This is a genomic window from Ruegeria sp. HKCCA0235A (assembly GCF_013033235.1).
Taxonomy (GTDB): Bacteria; Pseudomonadota; Alphaproteobacteria; order Rhodobacterales; family Rhodobacteraceae; genus Ruegeria.
Window position 1 is genome coordinate 1 of sequence record NZ_WQDQ01000007.1, and the last position, 18,898, is coordinate 18,898.

Genomic DNA, 18,898 nt, shown 5'->3' on the forward strand with positions numbered 1-18,898 from the left:
CGCTTCGCTAAGCAGAATGCCCCCGAAACCGCCCCAGTTTCTCAGGCTAGTGGGAAAAGTTGATAGGTTTCATCGGTCGGCAAGGATTCCTACCACCCCAGCCAATTTCCATGAAAAGTCGAGAAAATTAGAGCTTTCCCAAGCTCATCTTAGACAATGTGTCTCAGTCGCCCGAAACTGTGACAGAGGGTGTAACACAATCCGTTGCGAACTATGCGCGCAAGCGCTCTAGCTCGTCCCATCAGAAGCCAAAACACTGCGCCGGCCCTTACCTCATGCGAATGGGTCGGGCATTCCATTGCCGCAAACGCCTTCCCAGGGCGCTATCAAACTTTCAATCAAACTCATCTCTGTACCTTTCCCTGCGTACCGACCTCCCGCTCGACGCCGTGAAACGAGCCGCCAGGCTTCTCACGGTCTATGAGCGAATGGAGAAAGAAATCGTGTACGCCCACGCCTCTCAAGACCTGAGCCCTGCTGACTGAAGATCTCCCAGCGGAACTGGTAGGGGTCCTGGCAGAACAAAGCAGGATGGGCAGCTTTGAGCCTCCCCAACTGAACTGGTCCACCGTTATGTTTAGGAAACGGAGGACTGAGAATGGCAAACAAGCGACCGAAGCCAGAAGAGGTAGATTCGAAGTTGCGGCAGTTTGAACTTCTGATGGGGCAAGGTATGCCCCGTCTTGATGCGATCGGACAGATCAGAGTTGTTGAAAAATCCTACGACCGTTAGAGCAAGTGAAAAACACAAGGTGCGATGCGAGACGCCACTGCAGCGCTCACCGCAGATTTCTTTGATGCCATGTAGAAAAACTGTGCAGGCATTCCGCTAAATGTGGAAATACGCTGAAATAATGGGCGAACCGGCAGCCTGGTGAACAGATTATTGGCCTTGGAATTGCGATAAATGAATCTTGGGCTCAGTTGAGACTCTATGAATCAACATCTGACTGTCGTTGTAGTCGAACAGAACCAAGAGCGTGCTTTTGCGATCGTAGATGCCCTAAAAGAGGCTGGAGACGTAGACGTTTATGTAATTGGCAATGTCTCCGGTCTGGCACGTAAAATTGCAACGCATAGCCCAGACATTGTCCTGATCGACATCGACAATCCATCGCGGGATATGCTGGAAGAGCTCACCGTTGCTTCGGGCCCGTTGGAACGTCCCGTGGCGATGTTTGTCTCGAGCGCTGCGGGCGGGTTGGCGAAAGCCGCAGTTGAGGCCGGGGTATCGGCCTATGTCGTCGACGGTTTGCAAGCCGAGCGCATTAAACCTGTGATCGATACCGCTATTGCCCGGTTTCAGGTGTTACGTCAGATACGGACCGAACTGGCCGAAACCCGCCGTGCGCTAGAAGAGCGCAAGGTGATTGACCGAGCTAAGGGCTTGTTAATGAAGGCCAAGGGCGTTTCGGAAGATGAAGCCTATGCCCTGCTCCGTAAAACTGCGATGAATCAGAATCGCCGGGTTGCCGAGGTGTCCGAAGCCTTGGTCACAGCATCAGGTTTGTTGTCATGAGAACGGTAACCCTGCCTGTCGCCTATATGCCTTTGGTTGATGCCGCTCCACTGATCGTGGCACGCGAGATGGGGTTTGACCACGCCGAAGGCATCTCGTTGGACCTGCGACCGGCTCCATCTTGGTCGTCTCTGCGTGATATGCTGGCCTTTGGGCACGTGGACGCGGCACATCTGCTGTCACCCGTCCCCGTTGCGATGGCTTTGGGTCTTGGAGGCATTGCGACACCGTTGTCCGCCGTGTCTGTCCTGTCGCTCAATGGCAATGTCATAGGTGTTGGAACTCAATTGGCTGGGCGGTTGGCCGACCAGGGCTACGGCTTCGATTTCTCCGATGCTGCTGCAGCTGGGGCTGCACTGGCACAGGCCGCCGGCGACGTTTTGGTGTTCGGTGTACCTTTTCCGTTTTCGATGCATGTTGAATTGTTGCGTTATTGGGTCGCTGGAACCGAACTGGCCTCGAAACAGGTCGAAATCCGAACCGTCCCGCCTCCACTCATGGCGCAGGCGCTCGCAGGTGGCGAGATCGATGCCTTCTGTGTGGGTGAGCCCTGGGGCTCATTCGCTGTAGACGACAATGTCGGTGCACTACTGTTGCCCGGCAAGGCGATCTGGTCCTGTGCACCTGAAAAGGTGCTGGCGGTCAGAAACGACTGGGCCGAAACCGAACCACATTTGCTGGGTAGCCTTATGCGGGCCGTTTGGCGCGCAGGACGCTGGCTTTCGAACACGGACAGCCGTACAACTGCATCCGAGATGCTATCGCGTAAAACCTATCTCAACGTCTCACCCGAGCTGATTGACCGAGCGCTGATGGGCGAATTCACTATATCGGCCCGCGGCGAGCAGCGCCATGTCGATGGGTTTGTCGAGTTTTTTGACGGCGCTGCCACCTTCCCATGGCGCAGTCAGGCGAAATGGGTTGCGCATCAATTGGCGAAACGAAACGGGCTGGACGCCGGAACTGCGGAACGACAATCCGCAAAGGTCTTTCGCAGTGATCTCTATCGTCGCGAATTGCAAGGGCTTGGTGTGGAAACACCCGGCGCGTCCGAGAAACTTGAAGGGGCGTTACCCGAGTCGACGGCGGTTGCCTCGACCAATGGCAGCCTGATTCTGTCTCGGAACGTCTTTTTCGACCGACGCATTTTCGAGCCAGCGGGGTAAGTCTGCACAAAATTTTTGCAGTGCAGCATCTGTTATTGCTGCGACGCAGAATTTTCGAGGTGAAAACGCTGAAAATTGATGACGCGCCGCTGCGTGACTGGCTAAATCGGAACATCGGAAGGCAACGACGCCCACCGACGGAATTCGCCCATAGTCCAGGGCACCTCACAAGAGCAAAGCCGCTCGACCATCCGCCACCTCCTCCCGGCGGACTGTGTCGGCGGCTTTTTTGTTTGCCCAACGGGTTGGGCTGAACCGAAAGGGAACGAGATGAAAAAGCTTCTTTTAGGCCTTGCTGCGACGACGGCGCTTGTGTCACCGGCACTGGCCGAACTGGAACTGGAAAAAGACGAGCTAACGTTTGGCTTTATCAAACTGACTGACATGGCGCCGCTGGCTGTCGCCTATGAGAATGGGTACTTTCTTGACGAAGGCCTGTTCGTGACGCTGGAAGCACAAGCCAACTGGAAAGTGCTGCTGGATGGCGTGATCGACGGGCAGCTGGATGGCGCGCACATGCTGGCCGGGCAGCCTTTGGCCGCGACCATCGGATACGGCACCGAGGCGCATATCATCACACCATTTTCGATGGACTTGAACGGCAACGGCATCACCGTCTCGAACGAGATTTGGGAAGAGATGAAGCCGAATATCCCGGTGATGGAGGATGGTCGTCCCCAACACCCTATCAGCTCCGAGGCGCTTGCTCCGGTCGTCGAGAAATACAAGTCCGAAGGCAAGCCCTTTAACATGGGCATGGTCTTCCCCGTTTCGACCCATAATTACGAACTGCGCTATTGGCTTGCCGCCGGTGGACTGCACCCCGGCTACTACAGCCCTGACAACGTAACCGGCCAGATCGGCGCAGATGTGTTCCTGTCAGTAACGCCACCGCCGCAGATGCCTGCCACGTTGGAGGCTGGCACGATATACGGCTACTGCGTGGGCGAGCCTTGGAACCAACAGGCTGTGTTCAAGGGTATCGGCGTGCCGGTCATCACGGACTATGAGCTGTGGAAGAACAACCCTGAGAAGGTCTTTGGCATCACTGCCGAGTTCGCAGAAGAGTATCCCAACACCACGCTGGCCGTGACCAAGGCCCTGATCCGCGCCGCGATGTGGCTGGATGAGAACGACAACGCCAACCGCCCCGAGGCGGTCGAGATCCTCAGCCGCGCGGAATATGTGGGCGCAGATTATGACGTGATCGCCAACTCGATGACCGGCACATTTGAATACGAAAAAGGCGACAAGCGCGAAGTTCCTGATTTCAACGTGTTCTTCCGCTACAACGCGACATACCCGTTCTATTCGGACGCGATCTGGTATCTGACACAGATGCGCCGCTGGGGTCAGATCCCTGAATCCAAGCCCGACAGCTGGTATGACGAGGTTGCCAAATCTGTCTACAAACCCGAGATCTATCTGGAAGCCGCGCGCCTGCTAGTCGATGAAGGCCTGGCGAATGAGGCCGACTTCCCCTGGGACAGTGATGGTTACAAAGCGCCCACCCCGGCCGAGGATATCATCGACGGCATCACCTATGACGGCCGCACCCCCAACGCCTATCTCGAAAGCCTGTCCATTGGTCTGAAGGGCGATCAGAAGATCGTCGGCTCGGACGTGCAAGGCTAATCCCATGCGTCGCGCCCGGTATCAGTCGGGCGCACACCCCAAAGTGCCCCGCCATCGCAAGGACACATCAGATGACAACGGTCGATCCCGAATTCAACGCAGACGCCGCCAAAGAGGCGCGTCGCACCCGCCTGTTCACCCGCATCAACGCCGCCGACAAATGGTTCCAGATTCTTGGCTTAAGCTGGGCCACCCCGGTCCTGAAAGCTGCCGCCGGAGACAACCCCCGCGCTCAGATGACCGAAATCTGGCGTCTTCTGGTCGTCCCCCTGCTGTCGATCTGCGCCTTCCTGCTGCTTTGGGGGACGCTCGCCCCGAAAGTGCAAACTTCCCTGGGCGCCGTACCAGGCCCAGCTCAGGTCTGGGCAGAAATGGTCAACCTCAACGAGGACGCACAGGCCAAGGCCGCCAAGCGCGCCAAGTTCGAGGCAATGGTTGAGAAACGGAACCAGAAGCTGATCGATACGGGCCGCGCGGACGAGGTCAAACAAGTCGCCTACACCGGCGCGCCGTCTTACTACCAGCAAATCTGGACCTCTATCAAAACCGTGTTCTTCGGGTTTCTGATCGCGACCGTTGTGGCCGTTCCCCTTGGGATCGCTGCCGGACTGTCGCCGACCGCCAATGCGGCGCTGAACCCTCTGATCCAGATCTTCAAACCGGTCTCACCTCTGGCATGGCTGCCGATCGTGACCATGATCGTCTCGGCCGTCTACGTCACCAACGACGGTTGGTTCGCCAAGTCCTTCCTGATCTCCGCCATCACAGTGACCCTGTGTTCGCTTTGGCCAACCCTGATCAACACCGCGCTGGGTGTGGCGACCATCGACAAGGACTTGGTGAACGTCTCCAAGGTTCTGAAAATGAACACCTATACCAAAGTCACTAAGCTGGTGCTGCCTTCGGCGTTGCCGCTGATTTTCACAGGTTTGCGCCTGTCGCTGGGCGTCGGCTGGATGGTTCTGATCGCGGCGGAAATGCTGGCGCAGAACCCCGGTTTGGGCAAGTTTGTCTGGGATGAGTTCCAGAACGGCTCGTCCAGCTCGCTTGCCAAGATCATGGTTGCGGTCTTCACCATCGGCATCATCGGTTTCCTGTTGGACCGGGTGATGTACGCGCTGCAATCCCTCTTCACATTCACGAACAACCGGTGAGCGCGATGAGCATACTGAGCTTCAAAAACGCCACGAAATCCTTCGGTGAAGGCGCCGCGCGCACGGATGTGCTGAAAGGCATCGATCTGGACGTGCAAAAGGGCGAGTTTCTGGTGATCCTCGGCTTTTCCGGCACCGGAAAAACGACCCTGATTAACCTCATGGCCGGTCTGGATACTCCAACTGGCGGAGAGGTCACGTTCAAAGGCACTCCGATCAAGGGGCCGGGCCCGGAACGTGGCGTAGTATTTCAGAACTATTCACTGATGCCTTGGCTGACGGTCAGCGGCAATGTGGGGCTGGCGGTCGATACGGTCTTTCCGGGCCTCGGCAAGACTGAGAAGGCCGAGAAGGTCGCGCATTATGTGCAGATGGTGGGTCTCAGCCACGCTGCCACGCGCCGCCCGGCGGAACTGTCGGGTGGGATGCGTCAGCGGGTCAACGTGGCGCGTGCCTTGTCGATGAACCCCGAGGTTTTGTTGTTGGATGAGCCTCTGTCGGCGCTCGACGCGCTCACCCGTGCCAATCTGGCGGATGAGATCGAACATATCTGGGAGGCCGACAAAAAGACCTGCGTTCTGATCACCAATGACGTGGACGAGGCGATCATTCTGGCCGACCGGATCATCGCCTTGAACCCCGATGGTACGTTGGGCCAGGAATTCCGCGTATCGATCCCGCGCCCTCGCGAACGCGGTGCAATGAACAACGACGAGACGTTCAAGCGCCTACGCTCCGACGTCACCAAGTACCTGATGGATGTGGGGATCGAAGCCAAGGTCGAAGGTTCGCGCATCTTGCCCGATGTGACTCCAATTCACGGTGTGCCGGCTGCGGTGGCTGAGGCGCAAAAGGGGATGATCCAGGACCGCTTCCTCGACTTCTCGCAACTGCACAAAGTGTACCCGACACCAAAAGGCCCTCTGACCGTGGTCGAGGACTTTGACCTGAAAATCGACAAGGGCGAGTTCATATCGCTGATCGGCCATTCAGGTTGCGGAAAATCTACGGTTCTGACCATGGCTGCGGGGCTGAACGATATATCGAAGGGCGCGATCAAGCTGGATGGTCGTCATGTCGAGGGGGCTGATCCAGAACGCGCCGTGGTGTTCCAATCCCCCAACCTGTTCCCATGGCTAAATGCCAAGGAAAACGTCGCGATCGGGGTCGACAAAGTCTATCCCAAGGCCAGCATCGCCGAGCGTCAGGATGTCGTTGAATACTATCTGGAACGCGTCGGTCTGGCCGACGCGATGGACAAATCCGCAAGCGACCTGTCGAACGGCATGAAACAACGCGTCGGCATCGCACGCGCCTTTGCCCTATCGCCCAAGCTGCTGCTGTTGGATGAGCCCTTCGGGATGCTCGACAGTCTGACCCGTTGGGAATTGCAGGAAGTGTTGATGGAGGTCTGGTCCCGCACCAAGGTCACCGCAATCTGTGTGACCCATGACGTGGATGAGGCGATCCTGCTGGCCGATCGCGTGGTGATGATGACCAATGGCCCACAAGCGACCATAGGCAAGATCACCAAGGTCGACCTGCCGCGCCCGCGCACCCGCAAAGCGCTGTTGGAGCATCCGGACTACTACGCCTACCGGCAGGAGGTCCTCGATTTCCTCGAAGAATACGAACACGGCGCCAAGCCAAAAACGCCCGCCCCCAAGGCGATTGCAGCGGAGTGAAACCATGAAACAAAGACTTGTTGTCATCGGCGCAGGCATGGCCTCGGGCCGGGTGCTAGAACACCTGACCGACGCCGCGCCGGATGCGTTCGACATCACCCTGTTCAACGCCGAGCCCCGCGGGAACTACAACCGCATCATGCTGAGCCCGGTTCTGTCGGGTGAGAAGACTTATGAAGAGATCGTCACACATGATGACGCCTGGTACGCCGAGCGGGGGATTGCTTGCCGGTTCGGTGAGAAAGTTGCAAAGATCGACCGCGAGATGAAAGTTGTCGAGGGCGAGCACGGACACCTTCTCTACGACAAGCTGGTGATCGCAACCGGGTCGAACCCGTTCATCATCCCCCTGCCCGGTCATGATCTGGAAGGTGTCATCGCCTATCGCGACCTGGAAGACACCCAGCAGATGATGGACATGGGCCCCGACAACAAGGTCGTCGTGATCGGTGGCGGCTTGCTGGGGCTTGAAGCTGCGGCGGGCATGGCCGCGCACGGCGTTGACGTCACCGTGGTGCATATCATGGGCCACTTGATGGAGCGTCAGTTGGATGAAGCCGCAGGCTACCTGCTGAAGAAGTCGCTGGAAGACAAAGGAATCAATATCTGCCTACAGGCGAACTCCAAGGAAATCCTTGGGCAAGATGGCAAGGTCCGCGCACTTTTGCTGGACGACGGGACCGAGCTGCCCTGTGATCTGCTGGTCATGGCCGTTGGCATCCGTCCCAATACAGCGCTGGCGCTGGAGGCCGGTCTGGCCACCGGGCGTGGCATTCATGTGGATGACCAAATGTTGACCTCGGATCCGGAGATTTACGCTGTGGGTGAGTGCGTCGAGCATAACGGAGAGGTCTTTGGTCTTGTCGCGCCGCTCTACGATCAGGCGAAAGTGGCGGCGCATGCCTTGTTGGATAAAGAGGTCGCGTTTGAGCAAAAAACTCTTTCAACAAAGTTGAAAGTCACCGGCTGCGATCTGTTCAGCGCTGGCGATTTCGCGGATGGACCGGGGCGTGAGGATATCGTCTTCCGCGACCCATCGCGGGGCGTCTACAAGCGTCTTGTGATCGAACAGGACCGTCTGATCGGCGCTGTCATGTACGGTGACACGGCCGACAGCGGCTGGTTTTTCGGCCTGATCCAGGATGGCACCAGCATCGAAGACATGCGTGAGACGCTGATCTTTGGCCCGGCCTACCAGGGGGGCGACACCGCGGACCCTCTCTCAGCCGTTGCAGCATTGCCGCCTGAGGCGGAGATTTGCGGCTGCAACGGCATATGCAAAGGCGACATTGTCGAGGCGATCCATTCAGGGGCTGGCGATCTGGGCGCGGTGCGGGCAAGTACCAAGGCCAGCGCTTCCTGCGGAACATGTTCGGGTCTGGTAGAACAGGTCCTGCAGGTCACTTTAGGCGATGCGTTCCAGATGCCAGCGGCACAACCGATCTGTGGTTGCACCGACCTGACGCATGAAGATGTACGCCGTCTGATCAAGGGCCAAGAACTAAAAAGCCAGGCCGCAGTCTGGCAGGAACTCGGCTGGAATACGCCCAACGGCTGTCATGTCTGCCGCCCGGCGATCAACTATTACCTTCTGGCGGATTGGCCACTGGAATATCAGGATGATCCACAAAGCCGCTTCGTTAACGAACGCAAACACGCGAATATTCAGAAAGACGGTACGTTCAGCGTCGTGCCGCGCATGTGGGGCGGGATCACCACGCCCGAAGAACTGCGTGCCATTGCCGACGCCGCCGACAAGTACGACGTGCCAACCGTAAAGGTCACCGGCGGACAACGCATCGATCTGCTGGGCGTGAAGGGTGAAGACCTGCCTGCGATCTGGTCGGATCTGAACAGGGCCGGTCTGGTCTCGGGCCACGCCTATTCCAAGGGCCTGCGGACAGTCAAAACCTGCGTCGGAACCGATCATTGCCGGTTCGGCACGCAGGACAGCACCGGCCTCGGCATCAAGCTTGAGAAAATCCTGTGGGGGTCTTGGACTCCGCATAAGCTGAAGCTGGCCGTGTCGGGCTGTCCTCGCAACTGCGCTGAGGCGACTTGCAAGGATATCGGCGTTGTCTGCGTGGACTCAGGCTATCAGATCAGTATCGGAGGGGCCGCCGGTATGGACGTGAAAGAGACCGAATTGCTGTGCCAGGTCCAGACCGAAGGCGAAGCGATTGAGGTGGTGATGGCCGTCACGCAAGCCTATCGCGAAGGCGGCAAATATCTGGATCGAATGTATAAATGGCTAGGCAAGGTCGGCATGGACTGGGTCAAAGCTCAGGTCGTGGACGACCTTGAAAACCGCACCGCCTTGGTCGCCAGGTTCGAGCTGTCGCAAAGCATCTACCGTAAAGACCCGTGGGCCGAACACGTCAAAGAAAAAGCGCAGACCTACGCGCCGATTGCAGATTTCACACTGGAGGCAGCGGAATGAGCTGGATCGACATCGGACATATCGACGAGGTTCCCTTACGCGGGGCGCGGTTGGTGAAAACCCATATCGGCTGCATCGCCGTATTCCGTACTGCTGAGGTTGAAGTGTACGCCGCAACCAATAGCTGCCCCCATAAGGGTGGCCCGTTGTCTGAAGGCATCGTCCACGGCCAGTCGGTCACCTGCCCCTTGCACAACTGGGTTTTCGACTTGAATACGGGCGAGGCCCAGGGCGCAGATGATGGTCGCATCACCACCTACCCCGTACGTTTGGAAGATGGGCGCATCCTGCTTGACGACAGCGCCGTCACCCGGCGGAGTGCGGCCTGATGGACGGAACTGGCCTGCCAGAGGTCCGGTCAACCTGTGCCTATTGCGGCGTCGGCTGCGGTGTTCTTTTGCGCCCCGATGGTGCCGGTGGTCTGACAGTGCGGGGCGACCCGGACCACCCGGCGAATTACGGGCGTCTATGCTCGAAAGGGTTGGCTTTGGACGAAACCGTGGGTCTAGACCACCGGTTGTTGGCCCCACGCGCGTTCGGCCAGGACACCAGTTGGGATAACGCACTGCAATTGGTTGCCGATCGCTTTTCGGCCACGATCAGAGAGTTCGGACCGGGCAGCGTAGCTTTTTACGTCTCGGGCCAATTGCTGACCGAGGATTACTATGTTGCCAACAAGTTGATGAAAGGCTTCATCGGCTCAGCCAATATCGACACCAACTCGCGGTTGTGTATGGCGTCAACTGTAGCCGGGCATAAACGCGCCTTCGGAACCGATACAGTGCCCGGAACTTATGAAGATCTGGATCACGCTGACTTAGTTGTGCTGGTTGGTTCAAACCTTGCCTGGTGTCATCCCGTTCTCTATCAGCGGGTCATGGCGGCGCGTCAGGCGCATGGCACGAAGATCGTGGTCATTGACCCGCGCCGCACAGCGAGTTGTGATCAGGCGGACCTTCATCTGCCGCTTAAGCCAGGCAGCGACGTAGCGCTTTTCAACCGATTGCTTTGCAGAATTCACCACACCGGCCATGTATCCGCCGAATTCCTGGAACGAAGCAATGGGTTCTCTGAAGCCCTCGAACTGGCGCAGCTTGACGATCCTGACGAGACGGGGCTCAGCCCATCTGAGATTGAGGCGTTTTGCGATTTGTGGATCGGTACTGAGCGGGTCGTTACGGTCTTTAGTCAGGGTGTAAACCAGTCTTCCAGCGGTACCGACAAGGTCAATGCGATCTTGAATTGCCATCTGGCCACCGGTCGAATTGGTCGCGAAGGGATGGGGCCGTTCTCGGTCACAGGTCAGCCTAACGCCATGGGCGGTCGAGAGGTGGGTGGTCTGGCCAATACGCTCGCTTGCCATCTGGACATAGAAAACGAGGACCATCGTCAGGCGGTTAAACAATTTTGGAATTCGCCCAACATCCCTCGGAGGCAAGGATTAAAAGCGGTCGATCTGTTCCGATCCATCGAAGACGGTCAGATCAAGGCGCTCTGGATCATCCACACCAACCCTGCGGCTACCATGCCGGACGCGGACAGAGTGAGCGCAGCTATCGAAAACTGCCCATTTACAGTTGTCAGCGACCTTACCGCGCGGACAGATACCGCGCGTATCGCAGACGTGCTGCTGCCTGCGGCGGGATGGGCAGAAAAATCGGGGACTGTAACCAATTCAGATCGCACGATAAGCAGACAACGTGCCGTTTTGAGGCCTCCGGGGCAAGCCCGCTCGGACTGGGATATCTTGGCCGAGGTCGGCCGTAGGATGGGTTGGGAAGAGGCATTTAACTACGAGTCTCCGGCGCAGATTTTCAGAGAATACGCGAGCATGACCTCACTTGCGACGTCTTTTGGCAAGGACTTCAATATTACCGAGTTGTCCGACGTTGGGGATGAAGACTATGATGCGCTGAGCCCCACACAATGGCCAACGACACTTGGTGCGACCGACAAGCGGTTTTTTGGCGATGGACAGTTTTTTCATCCTGATGGCAAAGCGCGTATTGTTCCGGTTTCTCACAAGCCGCCCAAAGTGGAAACCTGTGCACAATTCCCGTTTCTTTTAAACACAGGGCGAAACCGGGATCAGTGGCATACCATGACACGGTCAGGTTTGTCGCCTCGTTTATCAGCCCACCTTTCCGAACCTTATGTTGACATGAATCCAACAGACGTTGATCGGTTGGGCCTTAGCGCCGCAGATTTGGTCCAACTCGACAGCTCAGTTGGAAGCGGTGTCTTTCGCCTGCGAATCTCGGAAGCTGTCGCACCCGGGCAAGTGTTCGCACCAATTCACTGGACGGGTGAAACGGCACCTTCAGCCCGTGTGGATGCGCTTGTTCCAAGTGTGACTGATCCGATATCTGGACAGCCTGAAAGCAAGGCGACGGCTGTTTCTGTGCGGCGTCTGAATGCTTCCTGGTACGGCTTCGCCATTTCCGTCGATGCGGCTTCGCCTACGGCAGAATACTGGGCAATGAGCAAAACGGGCAAAGGCTACAGGATGGAGTTGGCAGGGAAGCAGGACATCGACGATTGGGAACACAAAGCCCGCGAGTGGTTTGGACTACCTGATGCCATGGTGACTTCAATCGAAGACCCCAATCGCGGCGCGCATAGGATCGCGCTGTCAGACGGACAGCGCCTCTTGGCAGCGCTTTTCGTCTCCCGCCAACCTATCATTCTGATGCGAGACTATTTGGCAAGTTTGCCTGAGGTTTCGCTCATTCAGATACTGTCTGGCCGGTCATCTGCTGCTTCTGAAGACTGTGGACCAATTGTCTGTTCGTGTTTCGGGGTCGGACTAAAAACCATCATCGGCGCCATTCGCGACAAACGTTTGATCAATGCGGACGATATCGGAGATGCCCTTCAAGCTGGAACAAACTGCGGTTCATGCCGGCCAGAGTTGGCTGAATTGGTCGCGGAGCATTCGAAGTTGAACCGCAATACACCGAAGAGTTTCCCGGAAAAACAGCAAGTATAAACCCGGGTTGTCGAGCTGGACAGCAGTCTGCTTTGGTAGGTTATCTAGGTAGGAGCGGTTTCCACTCACTCGATACCCAAAACCTGGCTGAGCGTGATTCACCGGTTCGGGCAATCCGGTGGAAGGATGGCGTCGTCCTGCGCTCCAAGCGCCAATATATGCTTACTGAGCAATTTCGTGTCCTGCGACTGAGCAGCCTCATCTGACTGGTCCAAATTGATTGTTAGTGCATTGTCGGCCTGCGATCCATTGGTATGATGGTTTCGGGCGCTGGCGGGCGATAGCCCAGTGCACTGTGGGGCCGCGTTGTGTTGTGATTGTTACCCATTCATTTGTTCCTGCAGCCTGTGCCGCGAGTGCAGCTCCAAGCTGGTCGCTCTCTTGAAGTTGGTCGTAGATATATAAAAGTCGATCTGATTGCTTGCTTGACTAGCCCAGGCGTTCTGACGAGCTGACTCAGTTCATTGCCGGTTAGATTTCTAAGTGCCAAACCGGTGTCCTCAGTGCTAACGCCAAAGCCGCCAGTTTGAGCCAATCCGAGAAGCTCCGAAGCAGTTGGCTGAATATGGGTCTGGGGAAACTGATCTGTCACGAATGTGCCGGGATCAAGTGCGCGAATAATCGGCTGTTCTTGTGCGATAGCCTCAGTACAAAGAAGTGAGAAACCCCCCAAGTAGCAAAGGTGTTTTTTCATCCAATATCCCTCTCGTGGGTCCGATCAGACTTCTATGTAAATTAGTCTTGGTATCGCCAGATGCTGTTTCGCAGTCTGCCCTGAGTCAAGGCGGCAAGACGATCCAACTTACCATTGCTGGCTGATCTTGAGCATTTGAGCCGTCAACGGCGATTAGAAATATAGCGTCAAACCGAAGCATGTGGCCTTGCTTCCATGGCCGATGACAGCGTCAAGATTCACGGTTCATCCGTACGAGCAGAGCGCGGTTCAGCACTACTCCATTGGTAGTTCCAGAGGAACACGAGGAACAGTACACCGAACACTAAGTCGACGGCGCCGGGGCCAAGTAGCAGCACGTCTGCGCTGCCACTGGTGGTATACCAAATGCTCAAGCCCGCCAAACCCAACTGAGCGAACGCACCAGTCGCGATGATGGTGTGGTTTCGGTCCGGATTGAACGCCACCGCCATGAAACCCAGTCCGAATACGAAGGCGTGCAGTGCGAACAGGTAGAAGAACAGGCGATCACCGGCATCGAGCCCGAGGCAGTTCAGCGCCCAGTCCGAGAACACAACCAGGCCGAAAGTGCCGACGCAGTTGTAGAGGCCTTTTGCAATTAGCAATCGGCGCCAGTGGTAGTGACTCTTCATCGCTTTCTCCATCCTGGCAGCACAGCCGCCATTGCTAGTACAGGTCGAAGACCTCCTGGATCAGGGCATCCCAACGATGGTGCGGTTGGCCCGGGATGTGCGCGAAGCGGCTGTCGTCGTAGCAGCCCATTGGGTATTCGAGCACCGCCAGGAGGCAACGATTGCAGAGCGTGCAGGGACGCTCCGCTGCGTGCGCTGTTTTCTTCTCGCGGCTGGCCTTGAGTATCTCGTTCGGCAGATTGGGGTTGGCCAGCAGGGGGCGCGCAATGGACACTGCATCGCATTTACCATCGTCCAAGGCTGCCTGAATTCCTTCCAGGGTTTGGAAGGAACCGGTGCAGATGACCGGGATTGTCACGCGGGATTTAACGGCCTCGGCAGCATCGAGATTGACGCCCTCGAGCCTACGCCAGGCCGCGTCCTTGTTGTCTGCCGGTGGCCTGCGTCCCGCAACGAAACTTCCTATTGTCGGATAAAGTTCGCGCCGGAGCGACCGCTCCCATAAGAGCCTCGCCACCCACAGCAGGGGCCGCACTCTGAATGCAAGGTACCAGAGAAACGTGTAGGCCCCGCTGTCGATTAGTGACTTGTAAGTCCTCGGTACGAACTCGCTTGGGAAGTAACCTGCGGGATTGCAGGGATGCCCGAACATGCTGCCCGACGATACGTGGATCGCGTCCACGCCGTCTCTTTCGCACCATTCCGCGACCTGAACGTTTTCTTCAAGGGTGTTTCCTGGGTGGACCCAGGGGAAGACGCAGTTGTTTAGTTCCGCGATGCTGAGTTTGGCGATGAGGGTCATGTCACGGACCTTTGGATCGTCGCGAATTGCGCAGATGACCCGTCTCAGGAATTCGTACCGTGTTTTGATACAGCCGCCGGCAAAGTCGCCATCGGGACGACGGTTTATGGCGGCGCTCAGGAATTGCGTGAAGAGGTAACCGTTTCCCGAGTGCAGTTCAATCGCCTTGATTCCGGCACGCTGTGCCCTCCGCGCGGCGTTAACGAAGAGCGCGATGATCTTACAGGCCTCGCCGTCGGTCATCCGACGTCCCCTGAGGCCGTGGAAGAACCCCTTCCTATCAGTTGGTGCCGGCGGTTGGCGTCCGAGGTTCTCGATCCCTGCAATGTCCTGCTGACGTCCGGAGTGCGAGAGCTGCATTATGTAGTGGCATGGTTCCTCGCGACCCGTGGGCGTCGCCCTCGCGACCTGTTTGACGACCGATTCCCAGAACGGGATTCGCGCGTCGCAATCCACATGCGCGTAATTCGGCAGAATACGTCCGCTTGTGTGGATCGGTACGTGCGACGAGATGATGGCGCCGACACCTCCAGCTGCGAAGGTTCGTTCGAAGTTCCGGCGCCATTCCGTCCCCGAGCCGTCATAGTTGTCGATCCGTCCGGAGAGGCTTGACCTAAGCAGGCGGTTGTCCAGCTTTAGGCTCCCGATGTCCAGCGGGTCGTGGATACGTGGTGCCGTCATTTGGCCTCCTCACCCGTAAATTCAAGGGCCGACCGCCGCGCGATCAGTCATCAAGCCGATGGGGCCTTGACCGGGAACTTGCCTCTTTCGTGGTCGCCTTCACTTTGCGACCGGCGGCTTTATCGCCGTACAATCGGCGTTCACCGTCCTTTGCGTGACTGACAAGAAGTCTACGCATTTTTCATCTGAAGCCAAATCCGGTACGCGAAGCTCGCTGATCCGGCGCCTCAGCTCTGCCGAACGTTCATCCAGCATCACGCCAAGGACAGTCGTCGAGAGCTCCTCGCTGACCTCGTCCTGCCATTCAAACCGAGCTGGCAAGTCACCTTCGTATTTCGCCGTCCAAACTTCTCCATCCGCGAGCAACAGTCTTACCTCCAGGCGGAGCCGATTCTGCACGCTGCGCAGCACGCCCTCAAGGCGGTAAGCGCCGTCGGGGTCGGTCAGCTCACGGCCGATCCGCAGCCAGCCGGATGCCGACAGCAGCGCCCTAAGATCGCAGTCCAGCGCGTGGGCGATCTCGTGGATCTCATCCCTGGGATCGGTTGTACAGATAGGTGCAAGCTCAAGGAACAGGTCCTTGCTCCAGGCTTCTGCTCCGCTGGTCATCTGCCTGATCTCCCGCACGGAAAACGGCGCCGCCGTCCAGACGCGCAAGGGACGCGCCAAGTTTTTCAACTCCTGGATCCCCGCGTCGACGAAGATTCTGGCCACCGTCTCGTCCAGTGTCGCATACGTCGCATCGGAGATCGCGATCCCGGCGGGATCCGCGAACTCCTGCAATCTCGTCGCTACGTTCACAGCCGTTCCGAAGACCTCGTGATCGATTGGTACGACGTCGCCGATGTCCACTCCTATCCGCAGCTCAGCAGCATGCTCGAACGCGAGCAACTGCTGAACTTCGAGCGCGCAGTCGACGGCGCCGATCGCGCTGCCGAACTCGGTGATCCAACCGTCGCCGACGGTTTTGATGATCTTGCCCGAGTTGGTCCAGACCGCCGGTTTGAGAATACCCGACTCAATCTCGCGCACCATTCTGAGTGCTGCAGCTTCATCCGAGGTCAACATCCTCGAATACCCGACGACGTCGGCGATCAGGATTGCAGTCAATCGATGGGCCATGCCCTTCCTCCTCTGATAAGAGAAAGTGTGACGCAATCGTTTGAACGGGATTTGTCGGTGTGATTAACGCGATGTTAACGGCCCCGGCTGCCATTCAGCGCCAGCGGGGTCCGGATGGTCCGGAGCGCTGATCCCGGCGATTCCCGCCTGGACTTCGGCCAAGGCGATCGCCGCCTCTTCCCCCTGGCGCTTAAGGTCGCAGATCGTTTGCGCAATCTCGGCCGCGTTCTCTCCGGAACGGATGTACGCCTCCAGCCGATTGAGGCATGCGGCAAGCTGCGTCAGACCGAGACACCTCGCGGCACCGGCGAGGCGGTGCGCGGGATCGACCGCCTTAGAAAACAAACCGTCCTCTCCCGCAGCTTCAATCTCAGCCACGTTCTGGCTGATGGACTTCTGGAGTTGCCCGACAAGGTTCAGCATTTCGGCTGTTCCGACACTTTCCAGGACCTCCCGGAACAGCTCGGCTTCGAACGCCTCCGGGACTTTCAGCTTGTCGGGCCAATCCGCGTACATTCGTCCCCGTATGTGCGCAGCTTGATTGAGAACCGCATGAAGCTGATCCGCCTGGACCGGTTTCGCTACGACGTCGTCGCAACCTACCGCAAGGTAACCGTCGATGTCGGCAGGAAATACGTTAGCTGTAACGGCAATGATCGAGACCCAGTCCGCGCATCTGTTCTTTTCTTGCCGAAGGGCTCGAACCACGTCGACCCCATCCATATCGGGCAGTCGCATGTCCAGCAGGATTGCATCGAACTTGACATCCCGTACCAACGACACGGCGTCATATCCGCGGTCAACTGTCGTGACTGTGTGCCCAAACTTCTCCAACATTGCTTCGGCGACGCCCCGGCTGACGGGGTCGTCCTCGACGAGTAGCACGTGCAAGGGGGGGGTTATCCACTTCTTTGGGCCTTGTTCCGATTGCGGGGTATTTGTCTCGGCGCCAGCCACGAGATCGATCTCGAAGGAAAAGCGACTACCTTCGCCGACGACGCTCTCGGCTGACAGCGTGCCGTCCATGGCGTCGACCAAACGCTTGACGATAGAAAGGCCCAGACCGGTACCGCCAAACCGGCGCTGGACAGCGTTTGCTCCCTGGGTCAAGGGGTCGAAAATTCTGCCAAGATCTTCAGGCGGAATGCCGATCCCTGTATCCACAACCGAAAAACTAACAAGTGGTACGCTCCCGAAGCCCTCCGTCCTCGCGACCTTGATCGTTACTTCCCCGTCTTGCGTGAACTTGACGGCGTTCCCAGAGAGGTTAAGGAGAATCTGACGTACACGCGCTTCATCACCGAAAAGGAACCTCGGCACATCGTCAGCGATGTCGTAACTTATCAAAGTTACTTGCTTGGCGGCGATTGGCCTCAGTATCTCGACAACGTCTTCCACGACCTCAATCAGCGCGAAGCTCTCCCGTTCGATCTCCAGGCGCCCCGCTTCGATGCGAGCGATGTCCAATACGTCGTCGATTAGTTTCAGCAGTAGTTCGCCAGATCTCTCGACTACTTCGAAGTCCTCTTGGATTGATGCTTGGAGGTCACTTCGACGGATGGCAAGTTGCGCGGTGCCAAGAATTCCATTCAGCGGAGTGCGCAACTCGTGGCTCATAGTCGCCAAGAATTCGGACTTCGCTTGGCTTGCAGCGAGTGCGTCGTCGCGCGCTTCGCGCAGTTCTTCTCGACTGTGCAAAAGCTCGCGCTGCTGCACGAAGTTCCGCCGGTCGTAGGACTCCAGCGTGTAACCGGCAAAGCCCAATATCAGTGACGTCGAGATCAGAAAGATCATGTTGTTGTAGAATATCGGCGTCGACAAATCGCCAAACAGAATTGCAACCACGAAGTAAGCAAGAACCGAGAGAGCTGTTCCCAGAAGTGCGTGTATGAATGTGAAGGGGAAAACGACAAAACACCCGATGATTATCAGCATGATGCCAGCATAGTACATTGTCTGACCCACCGTATCGGAGAGATAGATCAAGGCAATGATGCCAGAGCAGCAAACGATCAGTATCATCCACTGAACCAAACGGGCGACCCGGAGATAGAGTTCGGAATAGGTCATGGCAAGCGCTCCGACAAGGAACACGCACACGAAGACCCGAACCGTCCAAGCCGAACGATAGTTTTCACCTACGACCCAAGGATCGATAACGGAGAACACCACGTAGAGGACAATTGCCGCCAGAATGGCGAGCCGCGCCTGGGTTCTCGTCCTGCGACCGTGATCGGCCAGAAATCTGGACTCAAGTTCAGCGTCCCTGAACTTCAGCGTTAGAGGGTGCGGGGTCGTCAACCCCGCGGAATTCTGGCAGCTAGGCACAACATTCGACCTTAGTTGGGCATACTGGCGACAGCATACACTGAGTTGAGC

At 57.4% G+C, this 18,898-nt stretch carries 14 protein-coding genes; 10 read left to right on the forward strand and 4 right to left on the reverse strand.

All coding sequences use genetic code 11. The features are described from left to right. Positions 1-281 precede the first annotated feature (281 nt). The 10 genes from GOW56_RS22105 to GOW56_RS13005 all read left to right on the forward strand — a co-directional run bounded on the left by GOW56_RS22105 (position 282) and on the right by GOW56_RS13005 (position 12,588). Positions 282-485 (forward strand): hypothetical protein, encoded by a 204-nt coding sequence (locus GOW56_RS22105; RefSeq protein ID WP_371807908.1) that lies wholly within the window; start codon positions 282-284, stop codon positions 483-485. Positions 486-598: 113 nt separating this feature from the next. Continuing rightward, on the forward strand, positions 599-733 hold the full coding sequence (locus GOW56_RS22015; RefSeq protein WP_256368257.1) for a hypothetical protein: 135 nt from the start codon (positions 599-601) through the stop codon (positions 731-733). Between the two features lie 201 nt (positions 734-934). Continuing rightward, positions 935-1,519 carry an ANTAR domain-containing response regulator gene (locus GOW56_RS12970; protein ID WP_171206155.1) on the forward strand — a complete coding sequence of 195 codons (585 nt, stop codon included), beginning with the start codon at positions 935-937 and terminating at the stop codon, positions 1,517-1,519. After that, positions 1,516-2,685, forward strand: coding sequence for an ABC transporter substrate-binding protein (locus GOW56_RS12975; RefSeq protein WP_171206156.1), 1,170 nt, complete (start codon positions 1,516-1,518; stop codon positions 2,683-2,685). The genes GOW56_RS12970 and GOW56_RS12975 overlap by 4 nt, the downstream gene beginning before the upstream one ends. Positions 2,686-2,955: 270 nt before the next feature. Continuing rightward, positions 2,956-4,320 (forward strand): CmpA/NrtA family ABC transporter substrate-binding protein, encoded by a 1,365-nt coding sequence (locus GOW56_RS12980; protein WP_171172771.1) that lies wholly within the window; start codon positions 2,956-2,958, stop codon positions 4,318-4,320. A gap of 71 nt (positions 4,321-4,391) precedes the next feature. Continuing rightward, a complete protein-coding gene (locus GOW56_RS12985; protein WP_152458841.1) occupies positions 4,392-5,474 on the forward strand; it encodes an ABC transporter permease in 1,083 nt (360 codons plus the stop codon). 5 nt (positions 5,475-5,479) lie between these two features. After that, positions 5,480-7,159: an ABC transporter ATP-binding protein gene (locus GOW56_RS12990; protein WP_171206157.1), complete on the forward strand. Its 1,680-nt coding sequence runs from the start codon at positions 5,480-5,482 to the stop codon at positions 7,157-7,159. 4 nt (positions 7,160-7,163) lie between these two features. Then, positions 7,164-9,599 (forward strand): nitrite reductase large subunit NirB, encoded by a 2,436-nt coding sequence (gene nirB / locus GOW56_RS12995; protein ID WP_171206158.1) that lies wholly within the window; start codon positions 7,164-7,166, stop codon positions 9,597-9,599. Then, complete coding sequence (gene nirD, locus GOW56_RS13000) at positions 9,596-9,928, forward strand: nitrite reductase small subunit NirD (protein WP_171172767.1); 333 nt, start codon at positions 9,596-9,598, stop codon at positions 9,926-9,928. Before nirB ends, nirD begins: the two co-directional genes overlap by 4 nt. Continuing rightward, the gene (locus GOW56_RS13005; protein WP_171206159.1) at positions 9,928-12,588 is read left to right on the forward strand and encodes a nitrate reductase; all 2,661 of its coding nucleotides are present in this window, start codon (positions 9,928-9,930) and stop codon (positions 12,586-12,588) included. Before nirD ends, GOW56_RS13005 begins: the two co-directional genes overlap by 1 nt. A gap of 912 nt (positions 12,589-13,500) precedes the next feature. On the opposite strand, the gene GOW56_RS13010 is transcribed toward GOW56_RS13005, so the two are convergent. The 4 genes from GOW56_RS13010 to GOW56_RS13025 all read right to left on the reverse strand — a co-directional run bounded on the left by GOW56_RS13010 (position 13,501) and on the right by GOW56_RS13025 (position 18,589). Next, positions 13,501-13,914 carry a hypothetical protein gene (locus GOW56_RS13010; RefSeq protein ID WP_171120917.1) on the reverse strand — a complete coding sequence of 138 codons (414 nt, stop codon included), beginning with the start codon at positions 13,912-13,914 and terminating at the stop codon, positions 13,501-13,503. Between the two features lie 34 nt (positions 13,915-13,948). Then, positions 13,949-15,397 carry an NADH:flavin oxidoreductase gene (locus GOW56_RS13015; protein WP_171120919.1) on the reverse strand — a complete coding sequence of 483 codons (1,449 nt, stop codon included), beginning with the start codon at positions 15,395-15,397 and terminating at the stop codon, positions 13,949-13,951. A gap of 99 nt (positions 15,398-15,496) precedes the next feature. Then, complete coding sequence (locus GOW56_RS13020) at positions 15,497-16,519, reverse strand: adenylate/guanylate cyclase domain-containing protein (RefSeq protein ID WP_171206160.1); 1,023 nt, start codon at positions 16,517-16,519, stop codon at positions 15,497-15,499. A gap of 63 nt (positions 16,520-16,582) precedes the next feature. Further along, positions 16,583-18,589 (reverse strand): ATP-binding protein, encoded by a 2,007-nt coding sequence (locus GOW56_RS13025; RefSeq protein WP_171206161.1) that lies wholly within the window; start codon positions 18,587-18,589, stop codon positions 16,583-16,585. Positions 18,590-18,898: the final 309 nt, after the last annotated feature.